Annotated in this window: 18 protein-coding genes; 5 read left to right on the top strand and 13 right to left on the bottom strand. The window is 69.4% G+C overall.

What is annotated here, in order from left to right; translation table 11 throughout:
* Positions 1 to 25 precede the first annotated feature (25 nt).
* Entirely contained in the window at positions 26 to 901 is an 876-nt protein-coding gene (locus tag QH948_RS11950) for a hypothetical protein (protein WP_281144587.1), read from the top strand.
* Positions 902 to 904: 3 nt separating this feature from the next.
* Positions 905 to 3,163 carry a permuted SH3 domain-containing protein gene (locus QH948_RS11955; protein ID WP_281144588.1) on the top strand — a complete coding sequence of 753 codons (2,259 nt, stop codon included), beginning with the start codon at positions 905 to 907 and terminating at the stop codon, positions 3,161 to 3,163.
* Between the two features lie 82 nt (positions 3,164 to 3,245).
* Here the strand turns inward: QH948_RS11955 and QH948_RS11960 are convergent, their stop codons facing one another.
* Complete coding sequence (locus tag QH948_RS11960; protein WP_281144589.1) at positions 3,246 to 4,013, bottom strand: ATP-binding cassette domain-containing protein; 768 nt, start codon at positions 4,011 to 4,013, stop codon at positions 3,246 to 3,248.
* Entirely contained in the window at positions 4,010 to 5,164 is a 1,155-nt protein-coding gene (locus QH948_RS11965; RefSeq protein ID WP_281144590.1) for an ROK family transcriptional regulator, read from the bottom strand. Before QH948_RS11965 ends, QH948_RS11960 begins: the two co-directional genes overlap by 4 nt.
* Before the next feature lie 311 nt (positions 5,165 to 5,475).
* On the opposite strand from QH948_RS11965, the gene mmsA reads away from it, so the two are divergent.
* The 3 genes from mmsA (at position 5,476) to QH948_RS11980 (ending at position 9,497) form a co-directional block, all read left to right on the top strand.
* Entirely contained in the window at positions 5,476 to 7,035 is a 1,560-nt protein-coding gene (gene mmsA / locus QH948_RS11970) for a multiple monosaccharide ABC transporter ATP-binding protein (protein WP_281144591.1), read from the top strand.
* 23 nt (positions 7,036 to 7,058) lie between these two features.
* Complete coding sequence (locus QH948_RS11975) at positions 7,059 to 8,297, top strand: sugar ABC transporter permease (RefSeq protein WP_281144592.1); 1,239 nt, start codon at positions 7,059 to 7,061, stop codon at positions 8,295 to 8,297.
* Between the two features lie 87 nt (positions 8,298 to 8,384).
* Positions 8,385 to 9,497, top strand: coding sequence for a substrate-binding domain-containing protein (locus tag QH948_RS11980; RefSeq protein ID WP_281144593.1), 1,113 nt, complete (start codon positions 8,385 to 8,387; stop codon positions 9,495 to 9,497).
* 490 nt (positions 9,498 to 9,987) lie between these two features.
* Here QH948_RS11980 and QH948_RS11985 read toward each other — a convergent pair whose 3' ends face one another.
* The 11 genes from QH948_RS11985 to QH948_RS12035 form a co-directional block, all read right to left on the bottom strand.
* Complete coding sequence (locus tag QH948_RS11985) at positions 9,988 to 10,431, bottom strand: RbsD/FucU family protein (protein ID WP_281144594.1); 444 nt, start codon at positions 10,429 to 10,431, stop codon at positions 9,988 to 9,990.
* Between the two features lie 45 nt (positions 10,432 to 10,476).
* Complete coding sequence (locus QH948_RS11990) at positions 10,477 to 11,469, bottom strand: LacI family DNA-binding transcriptional regulator (protein ID WP_281144595.1); 993 nt, start codon at positions 11,467 to 11,469, stop codon at positions 10,477 to 10,479.
* A 61-nt stretch (positions 11,470 to 11,530) separates the two neighbouring features.
* Positions 11,531 to 12,943 carry a rhamnulokinase gene (locus tag QH948_RS11995; protein ID WP_281144596.1) on the bottom strand — a complete coding sequence of 471 codons (1,413 nt, stop codon included), beginning with the start codon at positions 12,941 to 12,943 and terminating at the stop codon, positions 11,531 to 11,533.
* 77 nt (positions 12,944 to 13,020) lie between these two features.
* The gene (locus QH948_RS12000; RefSeq protein WP_438874099.1) at positions 13,021 to 14,880 is read right to left on the bottom strand and encodes an L-fucose isomerase; all 1,860 of its coding nucleotides are present in this window, start codon (positions 14,878 to 14,880) and stop codon (positions 13,021 to 13,023) included.
* 33 nt (positions 14,881 to 14,913) lie between these two features.
* Positions 14,914 to 15,969, bottom strand: coding sequence for an ABC transporter substrate-binding protein (locus QH948_RS12005; RefSeq protein WP_281144598.1), 1,056 nt, complete (start codon positions 15,967 to 15,969; stop codon positions 14,914 to 14,916).
* Between the two features lie 72 nt (positions 15,970 to 16,041).
* The gene (locus QH948_RS12010) at positions 16,042 to 17,040 is read right to left on the bottom strand and encodes an ABC transporter permease (RefSeq protein WP_281144599.1); all 999 of its coding nucleotides are present in this window, start codon (positions 17,038 to 17,040) and stop codon (positions 16,042 to 16,044) included.
* Positions 17,037 to 18,554: a sugar ABC transporter ATP-binding protein gene (locus QH948_RS12015; RefSeq protein WP_281144600.1), complete on the bottom strand. Its 1,518-nt coding sequence runs from the start codon at positions 18,552 to 18,554 to the stop codon at positions 17,037 to 17,039. The genes QH948_RS12010 and QH948_RS12015 overlap by 4 nt, the downstream gene beginning before the upstream one ends.
* A 235-nt stretch (positions 18,555 to 18,789) precedes the next feature.
* Positions 18,790 to 20,628, bottom strand: coding sequence for a heavy metal translocating P-type ATPase (locus tag QH948_RS12020; RefSeq protein ID WP_281144601.1), 1,839 nt, complete (start codon positions 20,626 to 20,628; stop codon positions 18,790 to 18,792).
* Positions 20,625 to 21,008, bottom strand: coding sequence for an ArsR/SmtB family transcription factor (locus QH948_RS12025; protein ID WP_281144602.1), 384 nt, complete (start codon positions 21,006 to 21,008; stop codon positions 20,625 to 20,627). The genes QH948_RS12020 and QH948_RS12025 overlap by 4 nt, the downstream gene beginning before the upstream one ends.
* A gap of 45 nt (positions 21,009 to 21,053) precedes the next feature.
* On the bottom strand, positions 21,054 to 22,019 hold the full coding sequence (locus QH948_RS12030) for an NAD-dependent epimerase/dehydratase family protein (protein ID WP_281144603.1): 966 nt from the start codon (positions 22,017 to 22,019) through the stop codon (positions 21,054 to 21,056).
* Between the two features lie 47 nt (positions 22,020 to 22,066).
* Positions 22,067 to 23,104 carry an LLM class flavin-dependent oxidoreductase gene (locus QH948_RS12035; RefSeq protein WP_281144604.1) on the bottom strand — a complete coding sequence of 346 codons (1,038 nt, stop codon included), beginning with the start codon at positions 23,102 to 23,104 and terminating at the stop codon, positions 22,067 to 22,069.
* Between the last annotated feature and the right edge of the window lie 20 nt (positions 23,105 to 23,124).

The following is a 23,124-nucleotide window of genomic DNA, read 5'->3' on the forward strand; positions in this document are numbered from 1 at the left end:
CATCACTTCGAACAGGACACCACACATGACCACGCGCACCTTCCGCATCGCCACCTCGATCGCCGCGGTCGCGGCACTGGCGCTGGCCGGCTGCTCAGGCACCACCACCGCCGAGACCAGCACTGCCCCGTCGGCGCAGTCGACCGGGCAGCCCGACGCGGCCGCCTCCGGCGCACCGGGCAGCGGAGGCCAGGGCGGCGGCATGCAGATCAACGGCACGTTCGGGATCATCGCCGCCGTGCAGGACTCGACGCTGCAGGTGCAGGGCGACGACGGCCAGACGGCCGTCACCTACACCGACGACACGACGTTCACGACGCAGGTCACCGGCTCCATTGACGACCTCGCCACCGGGCTGTGCGTCAGCGGAATGGGCACCGGCGACGACTCGTCGGTGACCGCGTCGTCGCTCACCGTGACCGAGGCGACCGACGACGGGTGCACGGGCGGCTTCAGCGGCGGGTTCGGCGGAGGCGGCGAGCGCCCGTCCGGTGATGCGAGCGGCGCCCCCAGCGGGATGCCGAGCATGGACCCGAGCTCGATGCCCACCGACATGCCGAGCGACATGGCCAGCATGGATCCCGGGTCGATGCCGTCGGGCGCCCCCGAGGGCGGCGGCATGGGCGGCGGGTCGTTCATCTCGGGCGAGATCACGGCCGTCGACGGAGACACGGTCACCGTGAACGGCCCGGACGACACCGAGAGCACCTTCACCGTGAGCGACGACACGACGATCACGACCACCACGGACGCGTCCTTGGACGACGCCGTCGAGGGCGTGTGCGCACTGGCCCAGGGCGACACGGATGACACCGGGGCCGTCACGGCCACCTCGATCGCGCTGAGCGAGGCCACCGACGGCGAGTGCTCCATGGGCAGTCGCGCCATGGGGGGGTGGTAACCGATGACCAGGGCTGAGGCGAAGCGGCGGGCACGGACCCGCCGGATCGTGCTGACCGGCGCGACCGTCGTCGCGCTGGGCCTCGCCGGCACCGGCGCCTGGGCGCTCAGCCGACCCTCCCAAGCCAGCACGCTGGTCACCGGCACCGTCACGACCGGAGAGGTGACCCAGACGCTCAGCAGCACAGGGACGGTCGCGGCCGTCGGAGACGTGAGCGCCTCCTTCCCGGCCAGCGCCGAGGTCACCTCCGTGTCGAGGCAGGTCGGGGACACCGTCGAGGCGGGCGACGAGATCGCCACCATCGACACCACCGACCTCTCCGATGCCCTCGACGACGCGGCCCTCACGCTCGCGGAGGCCGAGGAGGCCCTGGAGACGGCGCAGGAGGCGGCCGACTCCGACGACTCCAGCTCCTCGAGCACGTTGGACGAGTCCAGCTCGAGCACCGGTTCCTCCAGCGGAAGTACCGGCAGCACGTCGGGCGCGACGGGTTCGGCCTCGGGCTCGACCGGCTCGACCTCCGGCTCCACCGGGTCGAGCACGGACTCCGCCGGGTCGAGCACGGACTCCGCGGGCAGCGGCTCCTCGACCACCCCCAGCGCATCGGCCACGGAGACGCCCTCGGGGGACACGACCACGTCCCCGTCAGACGAGACTCCGCAGGCGGAGGACACGTCGGCGGCGGACCTCAAGGCGGCCAAGAAGCGGCTGAAGGCGGCCCGCGCCGCCTACGCGAAAGCGTGGCAGAACCTGACCTCCGCGGTCGGCTCGGCCACGTCGACCTGCACCGCGACCGCCGAGGAGACCACAGCGACCAACTCCTCCAGCACCACGGACCTGGTCATCACGAACGCGGACTACTCCACCGAGGATCCGTCGGCCACGCCGTCGGCCACGACGACCGCCAGCCCCACGCCGGAACCGACGGAGACCGCCACCGCGAGCGCCTCGCCGTCCGCCACAGCGACGGAGTCGACGTCGGAGCCCACCTCCGAGCCGACGACGTCGGCCAGCGAGTCCGCCAGCGCGGTGCCCAGCGCCACGGCCGGCACCGACACAGATGACAACACCGCCTCGACGGTCGACCTGACCGCCTGCATCACGGCGCTCGAGGGGCTGAGCACCAACGAGCAGTCGGTCAACGACGCGACCACCGAGTTGAACGACGCGATCGATGTCCTGGTCGCCTGGGCCGATGCCGCCGTCGCCGACACCACGACAGGGGGCTCGGACTCGGGCAGCACGCAGGGCGGTTCGGGCACGCAGGACGGTTCATCGACCGGCTCGCAGACCGGTTCCACCGACTCGCAGAGCGGCTCGGCCGGGCAGTCCGGCTCCGCCGACTCACAGACCGGCTCCACGGGTTCGCAGACGGGTTCCACCGACACCCAGAGCGGGTCCGCGGCCTCCGGCTCGTCTGCGGCGTCTGGTTCCTCCGCCTCAGGCTCGTCCGCGTCGGGCTCCTCGGCCTCCGGTTCCGCCGCGTCGGGTTCGGGCTCCGTCTCCGGCGGCGGTTCCACCGGCGGCACGTCGCAGACCGTGGCCCAGGCCGAGGTCGCGCTGCAGCAGGCCGAGCTGGATTACGCGTCCGCTGAGCTGGCGCTCGAGGGCGCGACGCTCGTCGCGCCGGCCGACGGCGTGCTCACGGCGATGCCGTTCGTCGTGGGCGGGACGGCCGCCACGTCCGACGTGGCCACGGTGAGCACCGAAGACAGCGTCTCGATCCCCGTCGAGGTGGCCGTCACCGACATCGGCAAGGTCGCGGTCGGCCAGGAGGTCTCCGTGTCCGATGCCACGGGCGGCACCTCCGAGGGCACCGTCGGCACCATCGCGCTGATGCCCACCTCGGGCGCGACCACCTACACCGTGAGCGTCGTCGTCGCCGAGCCAGCGGCCGGACTCGTGGCGGGGACCTCGGCGAACCTGACAATCACCGTCGCCTCCAGCGCCGACGCGCTGCTCGCACCGATTTCGGCGATCACCCTTACAGGGTCCGACTCCGGCACCGTCAGGGTCGTGTCGGACGGCCAGGTCTCCACCCAGGACGTGACGCTCGGCATCCGCGGCACCACGCATGTCGAGGTCACCGACGGCCTGGCCGACGGCGACACGCTTGTCCTCTCCGATACCTCCGAGGCGATCCCGACGTCCGACTCGTCCAAATCCTCCATGGGAGGCGGCATGAGCGGCGGATCCAGCTTCGGTGGCGGCTCGTCGTCGTTCGGCGGCGGGTCCTCGTTCAGTGGCGGCCCCCAGCGCTGATCCGCCGACGCCCGCCGGCCCGGTCTCCTCGCGGCAGGGACCGGGCCGGTTGTCGTCCCGCTGCCCAGACGCAGCGCTCAGATCACGGCGCAGACGGGTGCGCCGACCGGGCGCGGGTGGCGCCCGTGATGGCCGCGATGATCTCCTCATAGCTGGCTGCGCCGGACTGGAAGGAGCCGTTGTTGCGGCCGTGTCGGAGCACCTCGATCCGGTCGGCCACCGCACGCACGTCGCTGAGGTTGTGGCTGATCAGGATCACGCCGAGGCCCATGTCGCGGAGGTCCTCGATGTAGCTCAGTACCTCGGCGGTCTGGCTGACCGAAAGCGACGCGGTGGGCTCGTCCAGCACGACGAGGCAGGGGTCGCTCACCAGCGTCCTGGCGATGGCGACGCACTGGCGCTGGCCGGCCGAGAGCCCGCGCAGAGGCTGGTCGAGGTCCGCGATGCGCGTCCGCAGGCGCCCGAGGTAGCTGCGGGCGAGCTCATCCATCCTCGTGCGGTCGAGGAGCCCGCCCGAGACGATCTCGCGGCCCAGGAAGATGTTGCTCGTCACGTCCAGCTGCTCGACGAGCGCGAACTCCTGGAACACCGTTGCGATGCCCATCGCGATCGCGGCCTTGGCACTCGGGATGCTGACGATCTCGCCCTTGAGTTCGATGGTGCCGTGATCGGGCTGGTAGACGCCGGCGATCAGCCGCGCGACGGTCGACTTGCCCGCGGCGTTGTCGCCGACGAGTGCAACGACCTCGCCGCTGCGCACCTCAAGGTTCACTCCCGTCAGGGCGTGCACACCCCCGAAGACCTTGTCGACGTCGGTGAGCCTCAACAACGCCGTGGAGTCTCTCATCATCTCTCCCTGTTCCTCAGAGGGTCCATGCCGTCACTGGCCACGGCCAACGCGCCGCGCGCCTCCGCGTCCTCACACTCCCCGACCACGACGAAGCCTTCGCCCGACGGCAGCAGCGGTCGCGTCCTGAGGACCGCGCGGACAGCGTCGGTGAACAGATCCCCGGTGGCCGTCAGCGCCCCGGTGAGGCAGATGCGCTCCGGAGCAAGCAGAGTGGCCGCGTCCGCGATGGCCGTACCTATGGCCGTCGCCGCGTGCGAGACCACCTGACGGCACCCCGGGTCACCGTCGTTCGCCCGCTGCACAATCGCGCGGAGGCTGAGTGGGCCGTGCGTCACGCGCAGCAGGTCCGCGAGCGCGAGGTGCGAGGCCACGGTGTTGAGACAGCCGCGCGCACCGCACCGGCAGATCCGGCCTGCGGGGTCCGCGGAAACATGACCGAGAGCCCCTGCCGCGACACCGAGCCCCTGCAGCGGCTGCCCTCCGACGAGCAGCGACGACGTGGTGGTCGAGGAGGCACGCACGACGAGCGCCGACCCCACTCCGCGCAGCGCCCCGTACCGCGCCTCCGCCACCGCGGCCGCCGCTACCTCCGGCACCGCGAGGACGCGACGCCCGAGGATGCGGGTCAGCTGGTCCGCGACGTCGAGCTGCTCCCACCCGGTGAGCGTCTCGTATGCGGCCCCGCCCACGCCCGGCATGGTGAGCCCGACGGCGGCGACGTCGTCGAGCGACGCTCCGACCTGCTCCGTGAGTTCCCCGACCAGCAGCGCAATCCGGTCCAGCGTCGTGTCGTCGCGGTGGTCCAGCGGTAGCGGAAGATGCTGATTCGCGTTGACGGTCCATGAGGCGTCCGCGACGATCACCTCGACGCGCCGGCGCCCGATGTGCACGCCGACGGAGAGGTCCGAGGATCGCACGAGGGAGACGGCCTGTGCCCGTCGCCCAGAGCGGACGGTTGCGGTGGTCTGGACGACCCCGGCGGACTGCAACGTCTTGACGAGGTTGGAGACGGTGGCGGGCGACAGTCCCGTGACCGCCGCGAGTTCCACCTGGGTGATCTGCCCGTACTGCCTGACCGCCTCGACGACGGCCGCGCTGTTGGCTTCGCGCAGCGAAGACTGCGAACCCCTGGCGCCGATACCGTCGATCACGCGTCGAAGCCTATCATCACGCTCCGAATCCAACTGGAAACGTTAACAAGCGCCTCGGCGGGCTTGGCTTCAAGCTACGAATCCCGGCCTGACACCGCGCCCGATACGCGTCGAACATTGATCAACTAGGTGTGCGACCGCTCATGACGGCCCACCGGCACAGCTCCTCGTGAGGAACTTGGTCACATTCTGATAACAGGCTGTGTTTAGTTGTTGACGCCATGAATCCATGCCGCTTAACGTTGGCTTCAGTAGTCAAACCCAGCCGATTCGGAGTCGAACGGCTTGAGTCATCGAAGACGGGAGGCAACGTGACGGACAACCCAGTGCTGCTGGAGATGGTGGGGATCACCAAGGAGTTCCCCGGCGTCAGGGCGCTCGACAACGTGACGATGCAGGTGCGCCGTGGCGACATCCACGCGATCTGCGGTGAGAACGGAGCCGGCAAGTCCACCCTCATGAAGGTGCTCTCGGGCGTGTACGCCCACGGCACGTACGACGGCCGGATCCTGTTCGACGGCGAGGAGATGCGGTTCGCATCGATCCGCGAGTCGGAGGAGCGGGGAATCGTCATCATCCACCAGGAGCTGGCACTCATCCCCGAGCTGTCAGTGACAGAGAACATCTTCCTCGGATCCGAGGTCGTCCGCGGGATGCTGATCGACTGGGACGCCGCCCGCACTCAGGCGGCCGAACTCCTCGCGCGGGTCGGCCTGGACGTCGATCCCGACACCCCCGTCAAGACCCTCGGCGTCGGCCAGCAGCAGCTCATCGAGATCGCCAAGGCGCTGTCGAAGAACGTGCGCCTGCTGATCCTCGACGAGCCGACATCAGCCCTCAACGAGGACGACTCGGAGAACCTGCTCGACCTGATGCGGGGGCTGAAGGGCCGCGGCATCACGTGCATCATGATCTCGCACAAGCTCAACGAGATCGCCGAGGTCTCCGACGCAGTCACGGTGATCCGCGACGGCAAGACGGTGGACACGTACGACGTCGTGGCCGGGCAGGTTGACGAGGACCGGATCATCAAGGCGATGGTCGGCCGCTCGATCGAGAACCGCTACCCCACCCGTGAGCCGCACATCGGAGAGACCCTCTTCGAGGTGCAGGGCTGGACTGTGGAGCATCCGTCGCTGCCGGGGCGGCTCGTGGCGAAGAACGAGTCGTTCACCGTGCGCCGCGGGGAGGTCGTCGGCTTCGCCGGCCTGATGGGGGCCGGCCGGACCGAGCTGATGCGCTCGCTGTTCGGGCGCTCGTACGGCACCTACCTGGAGGGTCGGATGTGGCTCGACGGTAAGGAGATCGCGCCCACCAGCGTTCAGCAGGCCATCACCTGCGGGCTCGCATATGTGACGGAGGACCGCAAGAGTCTCGGCCTCAACCTCATCGACTCCATCAAGTCGACCATCGTGCTTGCCAATCTGAAGGGCATCGTCTCGCGAGGTCTCCTCCAGCTCGACAAGGAGGCGGACGTCGCCGAGACATACCGACGCGATCTGCGCATCAAGACCGCCTCCGTCGACTCCGGGGTCGCCACGCTGTCGGGCGGAAACCAGCAGAAGGTCGTCCTGGCCAAGTGGATGTACACCTCGCCGCAGGTGCTCATCCTCGACGAGCCGACCCGTGGCATCGACGTCGGCGCCAAGTACGAGATCTACAAGCTGATCCACGCCCTCGCCGACGAAGGCAAAGCCGTGATCGTCGTCTCGTCGGAGCTGCCGGAGCTGCTCGGCATCACTGACCGCATCTACACCATCCGGGAGGGCGAGATCACGGGTGAGCTCGCCTCGGCCGAGGCCGACCAGGAGACCCTCATGCGCCGCATGACCACCACTTCCACCGCGCCGGCGGACCCGGCACAGATCTGAGAGCCAAGGACCGGTACACAACCATGAAGCATCTCAAGCAGGTGTTCGGAGGAAGCCTCCAGCAGTACACCATGGCGCTTGCGCTGGTCGCGCTCGTCGTCATCTTCGACGTCATCTCCGGCGGCCGCATGCTGACCGCCTCGAACTTCCAGAACCTCATCTCAGGAAACGCCTACGTGCTGGTGCTCGCCATCGGCATGGTGATGGTCATCGTGGTGGGGCACATCGACCTCTCCGTCGGCTCGGTCGCGGCCTTCGTCGGCATGAGCGTGGCCATCAGCATCCGGGACTGGGGACTCCCCTGGTGGGCTGGACTCCTGCTCGGCATCGTCGTCGGCATCCTCGTCGGCGCGTGGCACGGCTTCTGGCTGGCGAAGATGGGCATCCCGGGCTTCATCACGACGCTCGCGGGCATGATGATCTTCCGTGGCCTCGTGATCTGGATGTCGCACTCGATCTCCGTGCCCGTTCCGCGCGAGTTCCAGGTCCTCGGCGCCGGCTACCTGCCCGAGTGGGGCCCCGCCTTCACGGGGATGAACAACTCAACACTCGTGCTCGGCATAATCGCCGCCGCCTGGTTCATCTACCACGAGCTGCGTCGCCGGGCGAGCCTGCTGGCCCGCAACCACGAGGCCCCGCTCTGGGCGACGGTCGTCAGGCTCACGCTCATCGTCGTGGTCATCGGATACCTCACGTACCTCTTCGGCTCCGGGCGACCCGGCACGTCGTTCCCGATTCCCGGCCTGATCCTCGTCGCCCTGGTGATCATCTACCACGTCATCACGCAGCGCACCCGGCTCGGCCGCCACATCTACGCCGTCGGCGGCAACAAGGCCGCCGCCGCTCTCTCCGGGGTCAGCGTCCCGAAGGTCTACTTCGTCGTGATGATGAACATGTCCTTCCTCGCGGCCATCGCCGGCATCCTGTTCGTCGGACGCGCCACCTCCGCCGGTCCCTCCGACGGCACCATGTGGGAGCTCGACGCCATCGCCGCGGTCTTCATCGGCGGCGCCGCCGTCTCGGGCGGCATCGGCACGGTCGTCGGATCCATGATCGGCGGCCTCGTCATGGCCGTCCTGAACAGCGGCCTGATGCTGATGGGCGTCGGGGCCGACCAGACGCAGGTCATCAAGGGCCTCGTTCTACTCGCCGCCGTCGCCTTCGACGTCCGCAACAAGGTCCAGGGCAAGCCTTCGGTGATCGGCGCCATGACACGCCGCTTCGCCAAGGACAAGCCGAACCCCGTGTCGACCACCGACTGACCGAAGCCCCAACCACCAATCCTCAGTGGGCCGACCGGCCCACTGGCAACCAACCCCTCATTTACCCATCCGGGAAAGGAAACCACGATGAAGTTCAGAGCAGCACCCCTCATCGCGTCGCTGATCGTCGCCGGCATGAGCCTCACGGCCTGCGGTGGCGGCCGCGAGGGAACGACCGCGGAGGCGACCGGAAGCGGCTCCGCCGCAGCCGGCTTCGCGGCCGACGCCACCGTCGGCGTCGCGCTCCCCTGGCTCGGCACCCAGAACTGGAAGGAGGCGGAGACCATGTTCGAGGACCAGCTCACCGAGGCCGGTTTCAAGCCACTCATCCAGGCCGCAGACAACAAGGTCCCGCAGCAGCAGCAGCAGATCGAGGCCATGATCGAGCAGGGCGCCAAGGCGATCGTCGTCGGCCCCATCGACGGCACCCAGCTCGGCTCCGTCCTCGAGACGGCCCACGATGCCGGCGTCAAGGTCTTCGGCTATGACCGCCTGATCGAGAACACCACCGCGGTCGACGGAGTGATCCAGTTCGGCTCGGTGCGCACCGGTGAGCTGCAGGGCCAGGCCCTGCTCGACGGCCTGGCCGCCGAGAAGGGCGACGGCCCGTACAACATCGAGCTGTTCGGCGGCGGCCCCGCCGACCCGAACGCGCCGAAGTTCTTCGAGGGCGCGATGAGCGTCCTGCAGCCGAAGATCGACGACGGCACGCTCGTCGTGGTGTCCGGCCAGAAGGACTTCACGCAGGTCGCCACGCAGGACTGGGACAACTCGAAGGCCCAGGCCCGCATGGACTCGCTGCTGTCGGGCTTCTACTCCGACAAGAAGATCGACGGTGTGCTGTCGCCCAATGACGGCATCGCCCGCGCGATCATCACGTCCGCGGAGCAGGCCGGTCAGGACATCCCCGTCGTCTCCGGCCTCGATGCCGAGAACGAGTCGATCAGCTGGATCGCCCAGGGCAAGCAGTACTCGACCGTCGCCAAGCCCACCGAGGACCTGGTCAGCAAGACCGTTGAGCTGATCGTCGCCGCTCAGAAGGGCGAGGAGCTCCCGGCCCCCGACGCCACCGAGGACAACGGAGCCACCGACGTCGCGATCTACCAGCTCGACCCGATCGTCGTGACGAAGGACAACCTCAAGGATGTCTTCGCCAATGACGCGGAGCGCATGAAGCTGATCGAGGCCGCCGAGGGCTGATCCCGAGGCTGACTCCGGTCAAGAGCAGGCCCGGCCCCCAAGGGGGGTCGGGCCTGTTGGCGTCACGCACTCGAGTCGTCGCCACCGCCCCGTACACAACTGTGGCCAGAGCAGCAGCACGCGGACGTACGCGACGACCCGTCCGCGAGGGCTCCTCACCCTGTCGCGGCTGCGAAGGGACTGACTGGTGGATGACTGAGTTTAGGCGCAGCACGGCATTGACTATGATCGGCAGGGCCGTCGCGCCTCCAGGTGTGTCCTTCAACCGCGTCTTCCGCGTCCGGGAACCCGTGCATAAGAATGCCTATGTCGGATCCGCTGCGATATAGGTACAGCCGCCCTGAAATGGGCATTGTTGTGCACGACAGGGGCCCTCTCGACAAGCTCGAGGCCCTCGACAAGCCTGTGCTGAGCCTGTCGAAGTGCCTGTGCTGAGCCCGTCGAAGTGCCTGTGCTGAGCCCGTCGAAGTACTCAGGGAACCGGGCTCCGTCACTCGCCCGGGGCGCGGACCCCGACGGTGAGCAGCACGTTGGCGTAGAGGCGCTGGTCGGCGGTCACGACGACGACGGAGACGTCGCTCGTCTTGGCCGCGTCGTAGAAGTCCCAGCGCGGGATCATGGCCACCTCGACGCCGGGCAGGGCCGCGCGGTACTCGTCGTGGGCCGGGATCGACTCCGGCAGCTCGATGCCCTTCGCGTCGGCCGCGGGGACCATGAGTCCCAGCTGTTCGATCGGGATCGTCTGCTTGACGACGTCGAGGACCTGCGAGACGGTCAGGAGGCCGGGCGCGAGGTTCAGCCAGATCCGCTCCGCAGCCGGGTTCGCGCCGCTGACGCCCGGGTAGTTTCCGTCGGTGATGAGGATCCTGCCGCCGTGGCCGGCGCGGGCGAGCGCCCCGATCAGCTGGGGATGAAGCATGGGTCCGTACAGCATGGTGTTCCTTTCAGGTGGATCTCTGCCGATGCGATGGGCGTCGGCTCACGTGGACTCCCGGACGATCAGGTCGGCGTCGACGCGGATCGCCCCGACCTCGACCTCGTCGGCGGTGAGCAGCCGGTGCAGAGACTGGACGGCGAGCTGGCCGATGGCACGGAAGTCCTGCCGGACCGTGGTGAGGCCCGGATTCAGGAACCCGACGCCCGCCATGTCGTCGAAGCCGACGACGCGGACGTCTCCGGGCACGCACAGCCCGCGCTTCTGCAGCGCCGTCATGGCGCCGAGTGCGAGCTGGTCGTTGGCCGCGAACACCGCGTCGGTGCCCTCGGGCAGCCGCCCCATCAGCGGACCGGCGTCCGCGGCGTCCCAGGTTCCGGCGTGGAGCACGACCGGCTCGAGGCCGGCCTCGGCGATGGCCTCGTGGTAGCCGGCCAGCCGCTCGTAGGCGTCGATCCAGTCCTGCGGCCCGGCCACGTGGACGATCCGGCGGGCGCCGCGGTCGATCAGGTGCCTGACTGCGGAGATGGCGCCGGCCCTGTGATCGAGCGAGACCCCGGCGGAGTGCGGCGGCAGCGAATGCACGCGTCCGATGAGGACCGTGGGCATCCGCGCGGCGACATCCACCACCCAGGGCGACGGGTCCGTCCTACCGCCCAGGATGATGACCCCGTCGGCCGTGACGGGGATGAGGTCCTGCAGGTCCGGCACGACGCCCTCGAGAGGCGGCGCGATGCTGGCGACCGCATGCAGCTGCAGCTCGGCCAGCTCCTGGCAGACCTCGACGAACGTCGTCGCGTGGCCGTAGAGCAGAGGAACGGCCACCAGCACGATGACCTGGCCTGTGCGGTGCGCCGACAGCGAGCGGGCCGCCAGGTTCGGGCGGTACCCCAGCCGCTCGACGCTGGCCATAACCCGGGCTCGGGTCTCTTCGGCGACGACGTTGATCCCGCGCACGACGCGGGACACGGTCTGGATGGACACGCCTGAGTCCTCCGCGATGTCGCGCAGGTTCACGCGCCTGGATTCGGGGGTCATGCCTGCACCCTATGGGCCGCGACCGGGCTGACGGAGGCGACCCCGCCGAGGATCTCCGCGCTCATGCCCGTGGCCGGTACTCGACGGTGCGGGCGGTGGCCGCGATGACGGCGTTGCGGTCGGCCGGGTCGAGATGGCCGAGCACCTCGAGCTGCGCGATGAGCGAGCCCAGCGCGGACGCCTCGACGGGCCCCGCGATGACCGGCACGCCCGTCCGGTCGGCGGTCAGCTGGCACAGCAGGGCGTTGCGGGACCCGCCGCCCATGAGGTTCAGCTGACGGGCGGGAGCGCCTGTGAGCTCCGCCAGCTCGGCGAGCCCGCGGGCGTAGCGCTCGGCGAGCGACTCCAGCACCAGGCGGACGACAGCCCCCTGCGTCAGCGTCGCGGCGTCGATGCCCTGCCCGTCCAGCGCCGCACCGATCCGGGCGAGCATCCCGCCCGCCTGCGCGAAACAGGGCTCGTCCGGGTCGATCAGCGCGCCCAGCGTCGGGGCCTCGGCGGCCAGCTCGACGAGCCGGGCGATGTCCGCCTCCCGACCCTCGGCGGCCCACTCGCGCTGCAACTCCTGCAGGATCCACAACCCGGTGATGTTGAACAGCGGCCGCAGCCCGCCGTCGGCGGTGGCTTCGTTCGTCAGGCCGATCTCACGGGCGCGTGCGCTGAGCAACGGCTCGTCGCGCAGCACTCCCAGCACCGACCACGACCCGCAGCTGAGGAAGTACGACTCCTGTGTCACGTCGCGCAGCAGCGCATGCGTGGCGCATGCCGTGTCGTGAGCGCCGGCGCGCACGACGGTCAGAGCAGCCAACCCGTCGACGGAGCACGGACCGACGGCATCCAGCTCGGCGGTCACATCGCCGAACCAACCTCGCGGGATGCCCAGTGCGCCGAGCACGTCGTCGGAGAAGTCACGGACTCCGGGCGTGCACAGGCCGGAACTCGAGGCGTGCGAGCGGGACCAGCCCTTCACCCCGGACAACTTCCACGTGAAATAGTCGGGCAGCAGGAGGACGCTGGCCGTGCGGGCGGCGGCGTCGGGCTCCTCCGTGAGGAAGGCGAACAGCTGGTTGGCCGTGTTGATGGTGGCCGGCGCGATGCCGGTCGCGGCCCAGGCGGCCCCGTCATCCAACCTGGAGCGGAAGGCCTCGTGCGTGCGGACGGTGCGCTCGTCGCGGTAGCACCGGCCGGGAGCGATGGGGAGGTCCGCGGCGTCGAGCGGCACGTAGTCGACTCCCCAGGTGTCGACGGAGACGCTGACCGCGCCCGGGAACTGCTGGACGGCCTCGCGCAACCCTGCGACGATCTCGGTCCAGATCGCGTCAAGGTCCCAGCAGAGGTACCCGTCGACGAGGGTGGCCCGGTGAGGGAAGCGGTGGACCTCGGTCTCGGTGATGGTGGCGCCGTCGAACGTTCCTGCGACGATGCGCCCGGACGACGAGCCGAGGTCGACGGCGAGGGCAGTGACGGGGGGCACGCGATCTCCTGGTTGGTAGGGGTGGGAAGGGGCGGACGCGCGGACGCCCGCCCCTCCCTGTCGGTGGCGCCTCAGACTCAGCCGTAGAGCGGGCCGTAGGCGTCGCAGGCGCGGAAGTCGGCGCCCTCGAGATCGCGCGTGCCGAACGCGGACCAGGCCTTCGGGCGGAACACCTGCTCGTCAGGCACGTTGTGCATGTTCACCGGGATGCGGAGCATCGAGGCGAGCGTGATCAGCTTGGCGCCGATGTGGCCGTACGCGATGGCGCCGTGGTTGGCGCCCCACTGGTTCATCACCTCATAGACGCTGGTGAACGCGCCCTCGCCCGTCAGGTTCGGCACGAACCAGGTGGTCGGCCAGGCGCGGTCGGTGCGGACCTCGATGGTCGTGGCGACCTCGTCGGGCAACTCGACGGTCCAGCCCTCCGCGATCTGGAGGACCGGGCCGAGCCCGTCGACCAGGTTGATGCGGCACATCGTCACGGGCACCTCGCCGGCCGAGCGGAAGTGCGTGGAGAAGCCGCCCCCACGGAAGTACTCGACGTTGGCCGGGTGGAAGGTGGTGGAGTCCAGCATGGCCTGCGTGTCCGCCTCGGTGAGGTCCCACCAGTTCTTGATGACGTGCTCGCCGTCCTGCGTGGCCGCGAAGGTGCCATCGAGGGTCGTCGAGCCGGAGTTGCGCAGGTCGATGATGCCGCCGGACGCGCGGCCCTCAAGCTTGTACCCGGTGACGCGTTCGACGGCCTCGGGGCTCCAGAACGTGCGGACGTCGCTGAACAGCTGAGCCTGGTTGGTCAGGAGGTGGTTGAACAGCATGGAGGCGCCGTTCAGGGCGTCGTTCTCGGTGGCCATGACGTAGGCCGGGCGGGGGCCGTTCCAGTCGAACTGCGTGTTCAGGATGGTCTCCATCACATCGCCGTTCGGCATACCGTCGGTCCACTGGCGCTGGCCCTGGAAGCCCGCGGCGATCGCGCCGTGGCCCCCGGCCTCCTCGCCGAAGCCCAGCTCCGCGAGACGCGGGTTGCCGACCATCAGGTCACGGGCGATGAGCGTCATCTTGGTGCAGTAGATCCACCAGTCCTCGTGCTTGTCGCTCATCTTCAGCGCGTCGGGGTTGAAGTCCTCGCCCTGCGTGAAGTTCTCGCGGATCCAGGCGTATGCCTTGTCGAACTCCTCGGGATCGAAGATGTTCTCGCGGACGCGGCGGTCGAACTCGCTCATGTCGATGTACTCGTTGCGCATGCCGAGGTACTTGCTCCAGAAGTCGTCCTTGACGACCGAGCCGGCGATGCCCATGGAGACCCCGCCCATGGCGAGGTAGGAACGGCCGCGCATCTGGGCGACGGCCAGGCCTGCGGTGGCGTAGTCGAGGAGCCGGGAACGGACCTCGTCGGGGATGGTCTCGTCGTCGGCGTCCTGGACGTGCTCGCCGTAGATGCCGAAGGCGGGGATGCCGAGCTGCGCGTGGCCGGCCAGGGCGGCGGCCAGGTACACGGCGCCGGGCCGCTCGGAGCCGTTGAAGCCCCAGATCGCGTGCGGCATGGTGCGGTCCATGTCGATGGTCTCGGTGCCGTAGCACCAGCAGGGGGTGACGCTCAGGGTCAGTCCGACGCCCTCGAGGCGGAACTTGGTCGCGGTGGCCTGGGCCTCCGCGACACCGCCGATGGTCGAGTCGGCGATCACGACCTGGACGGGGGTGCCGTCCGGGTACCGCAGTTCGGCCTCGTACAGCGCGGCGACGCGCCTGGCCATGTTCATCGTCTGGTCCTCGAGGCTCTCACGGACGCCTCGACGACGCCCATCGATGATGGGGCGGATGCCGATCTTCGGGTAGTTGGTCACGGATGACACCTTCTCTGGTCGTGCTGGGTTCCGGCCCTTGGCAGGCGGGCCGGGGAATGTCGATGGGTGCCGGGTGGCCGCCGCTGGGACGGCCACCCGGATTCCCGCTGGGCAGGACCCAGCAGGAGGTCACTCGTAGAGGTTGGCGGCGATGTCGGGATCGTCGATGTTGGACTTGTCGTACCAGGCGAAGCCGGAGTCGATCGTCGCGGGCACCTCGAGGCCGTCGATGGCGCGGATGGCGGCAACCACGGTGAGGTAGCCCATCTTGACCGGGGACTGCGTGATGGCGCCGGCCTGCTCGCCGTTGCGGATAGCGTCGAGTTGGGCCTTGCCGGAGTCGAAGCCGACGACGGTGAGGTCCTTACCGGACTCCGTGGTGCCCTGCAGGGCACCGATGGCAGCGGCCTCGTTGGTGCCGTAGATCCCGACCATGTCCGGGTTGGCGGTGATCATGGCCTTGGCAGTGTTGGCGGCCAGGCCGACCTCACCGGCGTACTGCGGCTCCAGCAGCGTGATGTCGGGCGCGTTGGCCTTCATCCAGTCCTGGAAGCCCTGGCAGCGCTCCTGGCCGGTGCGCGACGTCTGGTCGTGGCAGACCAGACCGACGGTGCCCTTGCCACCGATGAGCTCGCTCATGTGCTCGGCGGCGGCCGCAGCGGCGGCGGTGTTATCGGTCGACACGGTGGTCAGCGGGATGTCGGAGTCGACGCCGGAGTCGAAGGCGATGACGGGGATGTCGGCGGCCTTGATCTGGTCGAGGACCGAGCTGGCGGCACCGGAGTCCAGCGCGGCGAAGCCGATCGCGGCCGGCTTCTGCTGGAGGGCGGTGGTCAGCTGATCGAGCTGCTGGGTGACGGCCTGCTCGTTCTCGGGACCGACGAACTCGACCTTGTAGCCGAACTCCTCACCTGCCTGCTCTGCGCCCTCCTTGACGGCCTGCCAGAAGCGGTGCTGGAAGCCCTTGGAGACCAGGTAGATGGTCTTGGTGCCATCGCCCTTGGTGATGTCGGCGGTCAGGTCATCGGTGTTGACCGGCGCGGAGGAGGCGGACTCCGTCGCGGCGGCGGAGGTCTCGGTGCCGGTGGCCGGCGACGACGACGTCGTCGTACTCGAGGTGGAGCAGGCCGTCAGGCCCAGGGCGAGCACTGACGACAGTGCCAGTGCGGTACGCAGCATGCGCATGGCGGGTTTCCTTTCTGTTCCGGGAGGTGGATCCTCCCGGCGGGTATGGGTGTTGAGAATCTGACTCGGGGCCTAGACGGCCGTGGAGCGCTTGCGGCGCAGGATGTCGGCGTAGACGGCCAGCAGGACGATGACGCCGGTGACGACGAGCTGCCACTGGTTGGGGATGCCCATCATCTGGAGGCCGACGGTGAGGGTCATCATGAGCAGTGCGCCCATCATGGTGCCGATGATGTTCGCCCGGCCACCCGACAGGGACGTGCCGCCGATGACGACGGCCGCGATGACCTGCAGCTCCATGCCGAGGCCTTCCGCGGGCTGGACGAAGCCGAACCGCCCAGAGTAGAGGATTGCGCCGAGCGCGGTGAAGATGCCGGCCGTGACGTAGACGAGCATCTTCCACAGGCGCACGTTGATGCCGGACAGGCGGGTCGCCTCCTCGTTGGAGCCGATCGCCAGGGCGTAGCGACCGAGCAGCGTCTTGCCGAGCAGGAAGGCCGCCACGATGCCGAGCACAACGAAGATCAGCGCCGCGTTCGACAGGAACGGCAGGATGCGGCCGTTCGAGATCGCGGAGTAGTCGGGGTTCTCGATCTTGATCGACGAGGACTTGGAGATGATGAGCGACAGGCCGCGGGTGACCATCATCATGGCCAGCGTCGCGATGAACGGCGGGATGTCGAGGTAGGCGATCAGGAAGCCGTTGACCAGGCCGATGGCGATGCCGACCAGGATGGTCAGCAGCAGGCCGATGCCGAGCGGCAGGTTCATGAAGGCGCTGGACATGAACACGCCCGCCATCACGGCACAGAAGGTCATGCCCGTGCCGACCGACAGGTCGATGCCGCCGGTGGCGATGATGAACGTCGCGCCCAGTGCCATGGTGCCGATGGCGGCGGCCTGGAGCAGGATGTCAGGGATGATGCCCGGGCCGAAGTTGTTCGCGAAGATCATGAAGAACACGAACACCACGATCAGCGCTGCGAAGACGAACAGCTGCTGGAGCGAGGATTTCAGGATCTGACCGGCCTTGGACGGGGCTGCGGTCGGGGCGGCGGCTGCGGTGCTCACGCTGCGGTTCCTTTCGACTGGGACTTGCCGACGGTGGCGAGCTCCATGATGTTTTCCTGGGTGGCGTCCTCGTTGTCGAGGAAGCCGGTGATGCGGCCCTGGGCCATGACGGCGATGCGGTGGGACAGGCGCAACACCTCGGGCAGCTCGGAGCTGATGACGATGATCGCCTTGCCCTGCGCGGACAGCGACTCGATCAGGTCGTAGATCTCCTCCTTTGCGCCGACGTCGATGCCTCGGGTGGGCTCGTCGAAGATCAGCACGTCGCAGTCGCGGACCAGCCACTTGGCGATGACGACCTTCTGCTGGTTGCCGCCGGAAAGCTTGCCGATGATCTGGTTGACGCTCGGCGTCTTCACGCGCAGGCGCTTGCTGTAATCCTCGCCGACCTCGCGGATTTTGGCGTCGAGGATGTAGCCGGCCCTGCTGAAGGTGCTCATGGCGGCCATCGCGGTGTTGGCCTTGATGTCCTGGTCGAGCAGGAGGCCGAACTGCTTGCGGTCCTCGGAGAGGTACCCGATGCCGGCGCGGACGGCGTCAGCCGCCCCGTGGATGGCGACCTTCCTGCCGTGCATGTGGACCTCGCCTGAGGTGCGGGGGTCGGCGCCGAAGACGCAGCGGGCGACCTCGGTGCGGCCGGCGCCCATCAGGCCGGCGAAGCCGAGGACCTCGCCCTTGCGGACCTCGAAGCTGACGTCCTCGAGCAGGTTGCGGGTGCTGACCCCCTCGACCTTGAGGACGACCTCGTCGGAGGTGACGTGCGTACGCGGGCGGGCGTCGCCGGAGACCTCGCGGCCCACCATCATCGAGATGATCTCGCGCATCTCGACCTCCTTGGTGGTCACGGTGCCGACGTACTGGCCGTCGCGCAGGACGGAGACGCGGTCGGTGATCTCCTCGATCTCGGGCATGCGGTGCGAGATGTAGATCAGGCCAGTCTCAGGCGTGACGAAGTCGCGGATCATGCCGAACAGAGCATCGGTCTCGGCGAGGGTGAGCGCCGCGGTCGGCTCGTCCATGACGAGGATGCGGGAGTTGTAGGACAGGGCGCGCGCGATCTCGACCATCTGCTGACGCGCGACGGACAGGTCGCGGATGCGCGCCTTGGGATCGAGCGTCATGCCGAGCCGGTCGAACAGCTCGCCCGCGCGGGTGTTCAGCTTGTCGTCACTGATGAAGCCGCCCTTGTGACTGCCGGAGCGGCCGAGGAACAGGTTCTGAGCGACCGTCAGGTCGGGGACCATGTTCAGTTCCTGATGGATGATCGACAGGCCGAGTTCGCGGGCGTGGTTGACGCCCTGCACCTGGACCTGCTGGCCCTGCAGCCAGATCTCGGCACCCGGGTCGGGTGTGTAGATGCCGGTCAGGATCTTCATCAGGGTCGACTTGCCCGCGCCGTTCTCGCCGCACAGGCCGAGCACCTCGCCCGCATTGAGGTCGAGATGCACCCCCTGCAGCGCCTTGACGCCTGGGAACGTCTTGGAGACGTTCTTCAGCTCTAGAAGTGTGGTCACCTGTACTCCTTCGTACCCGGATCACGGCCGCGGCAACGGTGCCTCGACTTGAACGATGTTAACGCTAGCAGTCGTTCTCAGGGAACACCACCGGTCGTTACTGAATCGTGATGATCAGTCCTGCAGGAAGGCGTTTGACAAGGAGTTTCATCTGCACGATGAGCAGATGCCCAGGACGACGGGGGCATCAGTGGCGACCAGGGACGTCACCGCCCCCTGCCGCCCCTGCCGGGGATCAGCCGCGCCGAGTTGAGAATGAACGCCGTCTCGCTGCCGACGTGCACCAGCGCAGCCGCCACCGGGCCGAGGATGCCGAAGGCGGCGAGCAGCCGACGAGGTCGACGGCGATCGTGCCGGCGAAGTTCGCGAGCACGATCCGCCGCGCCCGGCGTGCCACGTGCACCGTGTGAACTAGGTCCGCCAGGTCGGAGCTGATGAGCACGACGTCGGCGCTCTCCCGGGCGATGTCGGTGCCGCTGCCCATGGCGATGCCGACGTCGGCACGGGCGAGTGCGGGTGCGTCGTTGACGCCGTCGCCGACCATGGCCAGCCGGTGCCCGGCGGCGCGCTCCGCGTCGACGGCTGCGAGCTTGTCCTCCGGCAGCAGCCCTGCGCGCACCTCCCGGATGCCCAGCTGGACGGCGACGGCACGCGCCGGCCCCTCCTGGTCGCCGGTGATCATCACGGTGCGGAGTCCCCGCCGGTGCAGCTCTGCCACGGCCGCCCTGGCGGACGGCCGGACGGGATCGGCCAGCAGGATCGTCCCCGCGTGGCGGCCGTCGACGCCGATGTGCACCGCGGTGGCCACGCCGTCGAACAGCCCCGTCGGGGCGTCGGGGACCAACCCGGTGGCCCCCGCTACGACCGCGACCCCCTCGACAACGGCGGCGACCCCGAGGCCGGGCCGGTAGATGAAGTCAGCGGCCGCGGGAGGCGTGAGTCCCCGGGCGCGCGCGTCCGCGACGATCGCGCGGCCCAGTGGGTGCTCCGAGTACTGCTCGACCGCCGCGGCGAGGCGGAGGAGTTCGGCCTCCGACAGGCCGTCAGCCGACCGGACGCCAACGACTGCTGGGTCCCCCATCGTCAACGTGCCCGTCTTGTCGAAGACGACGGTGTCGACCGCCGAAAGGGCCTCGAGGTGGGCTCCGTCCTTCACGAAGGCGCCCGAGCGGGCTACGCGCGCGATGGAGGCGAGCACCGCAAGGGGCGTGCCGGCCGCGACGCCGCAGGCACCGGCGACGACGACCACCGAGATCGTGGCGGTGAGGTCGCGCGTGACGAGGAATGTGAGGGCGGCGCCGCCCAGCGCGAGGTAGACGAGCCAGGCCGCCAGCCGGTCGGCGAGCCGCTGGACGGGCGGCTCCGAGGCCTGCGCATGGCGCACGGCCTCGACGATGCGGCCGTAGGAGGAGTCCTCCCCCACCCGGACTGCGGAGACCTCGACGGCCCCGACCTGGTTGATGGACCCGGCGTAGACGTCCGCCCCGGGACCGACGTCCACCGGCAGGGACTCCCCCGTGATGCGCGACTGGTCGAGCGTCGAGGACCCCGCGACGACCACGCCGTCGACGGGCACCCGGCCGCCCGGCGCGACGAGGACGACCTGCCCCACCCGGACATCGACCAAAGGGATCTCCGCCGCGCCGTCGCCGGTCCGGATCTGCACCGTCTCCGGCAGGAAGGTCATCAGGTCGGTGAGGGCGTCGCGGCCGCGGTCCATCGAGAGGTCCTCGAGGATCTCCGCCGCGAGGACGAAGGTGGCGATGAGCAGCGCGGTCGTCCACTCGCCGATGAGCGCGGCCGCGACGATCGCGATGAGCATGGACAGCTCCATGCTCATCCGCCGGTGACGCACGTCCTCGACCGCCTCCGTCAGGATGGGCCAGCAGCCGATGACGAGGCCGAGCACCGCCACCGCGGGAGCTGCGGGCCAGGTGAGGCCGAGCGCCGTGATCAGCGTGCACACCGCGACGAACGCGGTGCGCAGCGCGTCGCCCCTGTCGACCCGACGCCAGAGGCTCGCGGCGCCGGTGGCCTCGACGGCCTCGTCGGCCGCCTCCCTGGTCGCGGTCACTGGGCCGCGGCCTCGACGGAGACCGCGCCGTCGGCCGCGACGTGGTGCTTCGGCACCCCGCCGACGACGTGCTCGGCCTGGAACACGGCGTGGGTGACGAGCTCGCGGGCGTGCTCATCGATGAGGCTGTAGAAGACGCGGTTGCCGTCCTGCCGCGCCTGGACGATCTTGCCCCAGCGCAGCTTGGCGAGGTGCTGCGACACGGCGGTCGGCGCCTTGCCGACGCGTTGCGCCAGCTCACCCACGGGCAGCTCCCCCTCCCGCAGCGCCAGAATGATCCGGATCCGGGTGGCGTCCGACAGCAGGGAGAACACCTCGGCGGCGAGGTCGACGTACTGGCTCTCCACCCCGAAGCTGCATGTCTTCGTATCTGCGCTCATACGCAGATACTAGCGCCGCCGGCACCATCGGTCACCCCTCGACCATCACCCCAGCGAGTCCAGAATGTCGACCTCCTCCGCGGCAGTCAGGCCGGACCGGCGGCCCCGGTCGACGCCGCGGGCCACCTCGTCGGCCAGGGTCCGGCGCAGGGTCTCGGTCAGCGGTCGCACCACGCCGCCCGCCGACCGGAAGGCGGCGCCCCTGCGCCGGGCGAAGCCGGTGTCCTCAACCGGGATCCACAGCGGCAGCGACCTGGGACCCGCCCAGTACCGGACGTTCCGCGCGAGCAGGTCCTCGTCCGCCACGTGCACGAGGTCCTGCGGGTCGAACCCGGCGGTGTCGCACGCGGCGCGGAAGAACTCCTCCATCGGCATCGACTCGCCGACGACGTCGAACACGCCCGCCAGCCTACGGCCCCCCGCCTCGACGACCCAGGACGCCAGGTCGCCGACGTCGATCACCTGCACGTACCGCCCGACCGCGATCGGGGCGAGCGCCTTCCCGCCACGCGCCAGGCGCGCCATCCAGTAGCCGAACCGGTCGGACGGGTCGCCGGGGCCGACGATGAGGCCGGGGCGAGCGATCAGCAGGCGTTCCCCGACCCACGAGGCAGTGGCCCGCTCCGCCGCGGCCTTGGCGTCGGGGTACTGCGCGAGATCGGCCGGCTCGACGAGCTCGGCCGACTCATCCGCGTCGGGCTCGTCGTTGCGGGCGTAGACCGAGACGGTGGACACGAGCGTCCAGTGACGGGCCTGGTCGGCGAGCGCGCGGAGCGCCGGCTCGACCAGCTTCGGTTCGTAGGACAGCTCGACCACCTCGTCCCACCCGCCGTCGAGCGCGTCATAGGCGCCCGGCTCCCGCCGATCCGCGCGCACGAGTCGGGCGCCGGCGGGGGCGTCGGCCGAGGTGCCGCGCGCGAGGCAGGTGACGTCGGCTCCGGCCGAGACCCAGCCGCGCGCGATCTCGGCCCCGAGCCAGCCGGTGCCGCCGAGGATCAGGACTCTGGTCATGCGCCCACCATCCCACGCGGCACCAAGCACGCTCGGATGACCTCGGCTCAGCCCTCGACGGGGCCCTCCCAGTTGGGCTTCCAGCCCAGCTCGGGCGCGACGTACTTCGCGAAGGACTCGAGCACGTGGAGGTTGTAGTCGACGCCGATCTGGTTCGGGATGGTGAGCATCACGGTGTCGGCATTCATCACGGCCGAGTCCTGCCTCAGCTGCTCGATGAGCTTGTCCGGCTCGTCGGCGTAGGTGCGGCCGAAGGTCGACTGGAGGTTGTCGATCACGCCGATCTGGTCGCGGCCCCCTCCAGAGACGCCGAAGTACTGGCGGTCGCGGTCGTCGACGATCGGGAAGATGCTGCGCGAGACGGACACGCGGGGCGCGCGCGCGTGGCCGGCCTCGCGCCAGGCGTCGCGGAAGATCTGGATCTGCTCGGACTGCAACTCGTGCAGCGGCTGCCCGGTGGCCTCGGTCAGCAGGGTCGAGCTCATGAGGTTGAGCCCTATCTTCCCCGCCCACTCGGCCGACGAGCGTGACCCACTCCCCCACCAGACGTGCTCGGGCAGCGTCTCGGAACGCGGCTCGATCGCCAGCCGACCTGCGGGACCGGTCTGCGGGTCCGCGTCGGCGACCGTCTGCCCGTTGATGGCGCGCCAGAACGTCTCGAAGTGGTCGCGGGCGATGTCGGCACCGCGCGGATCGGCCGACCCGGTGTATCCGAAGGCCTCGTAGCCGCGCAGCGCCGTCTCCGGGCTCCCCCGGCTGACGCCGAGCGCGAGTCTGCCGTCGGACAGCAGGTCCAGGGCGGCGGCCTCTTCGGCGAGGTAGAGGGGGTTCTCGTAGCGCAGGTCGATCACTCCGGTGCCGACCTCGATGCGCCGAGTGCGGGCCGCCATGGCGGTCAGGACCGGGATCGGCGACGCGGCCTGCCGCGCGAAGTGGTGCACGCGGACGAAGGCGCCGTTGACCCCCAGCTCGTCGGCGCCTTCGGCGATCTCGACCGTCTGCCTCAGCATGTCTCCGGCGGAGCGGGTCTGCGACCCGCGCACCGGCGAGTAGTGCCCGAAGGACAGGAATCCGAATGCTCTCATGACCCCACCCTACCCGAGAT

The sequence above is a fragment of the Tessaracoccus lacteus genome, assembly GCF_029917005.1.
Lineage (GTDB): Bacteria > Actinomycetota > Actinomycetes > Propionibacteriales > Propionibacteriaceae > Arachnia > Arachnia lactea.

Coding starts and splice junctions, on each gene's coding strand:
- QH948_RS11985 (WP_281144594.1), bottom strand. CDS start 10,431: ATGCTGTACGGACCCATGCTTCATCCCCAGCTGATCGGGGCGCTCGCC.
- QH948_RS12035 (WP_281144604.1), bottom strand. CDS start 23,104: ATGAGAGCATTCGGATTCCTGTCCTTCGGGCACTACTCGCCGGTGCGC.
- QH948_RS12005 (WP_281144598.1), bottom strand. CDS start 15,969: ATGCGCATGCTGCGTACCGCACTGGCACTGTCGTCAGTGCTCGCCCTG.
- QH948_RS11990 (WP_281144595.1), bottom strand. CDS start 11,469: ATGACCCCCGAATCCAGGCGCGTGAACCTGCGCGACATCGCGGAGGAC.
- QH948_RS11950 (WP_281144587.1), top strand. CDS start 26: ATGACCACGCGCACCTTCCGCATCGCCACCTCGATCGCCGCGGTCGCG.
- QH948_RS11960 (WP_281144589.1), bottom strand. CDS start 4,013: ATGATGAGAGACTCCACGGCGTTGTTGAGGCTCACCGACGTCGACAAG.
- QH948_RS12030 (WP_281144603.1), bottom strand. CDS start 22,019: ATGACCAGAGTCCTGATCCTCGGCGGCACCGGCTGGCTCGGGGCCGAG.
- QH948_RS11955 (WP_281144588.1), top strand. CDS start 905: ATGACCAGGGCTGAGGCGAAGCGGCGGGCACGGACCCGCCGGATCGTG.
- QH948_RS11975 (WP_281144592.1), top strand. CDS start 7,059: ATGAAGCATCTCAAGCAGGTGTTCGGAGGAAGCCTCCAGCAGTACACC.
- QH948_RS12025 (WP_281144602.1), bottom strand. CDS start 21,008: ATGAGCGCAGATACGAAGACATGCAGCTTCGGGGTGGAGAGCCAGTAC.
- QH948_RS11980 (WP_281144593.1), top strand. CDS start 8,385: ATGAAGTTCAGAGCAGCACCCCTCATCGCGTCGCTGATCGTCGCCGGC.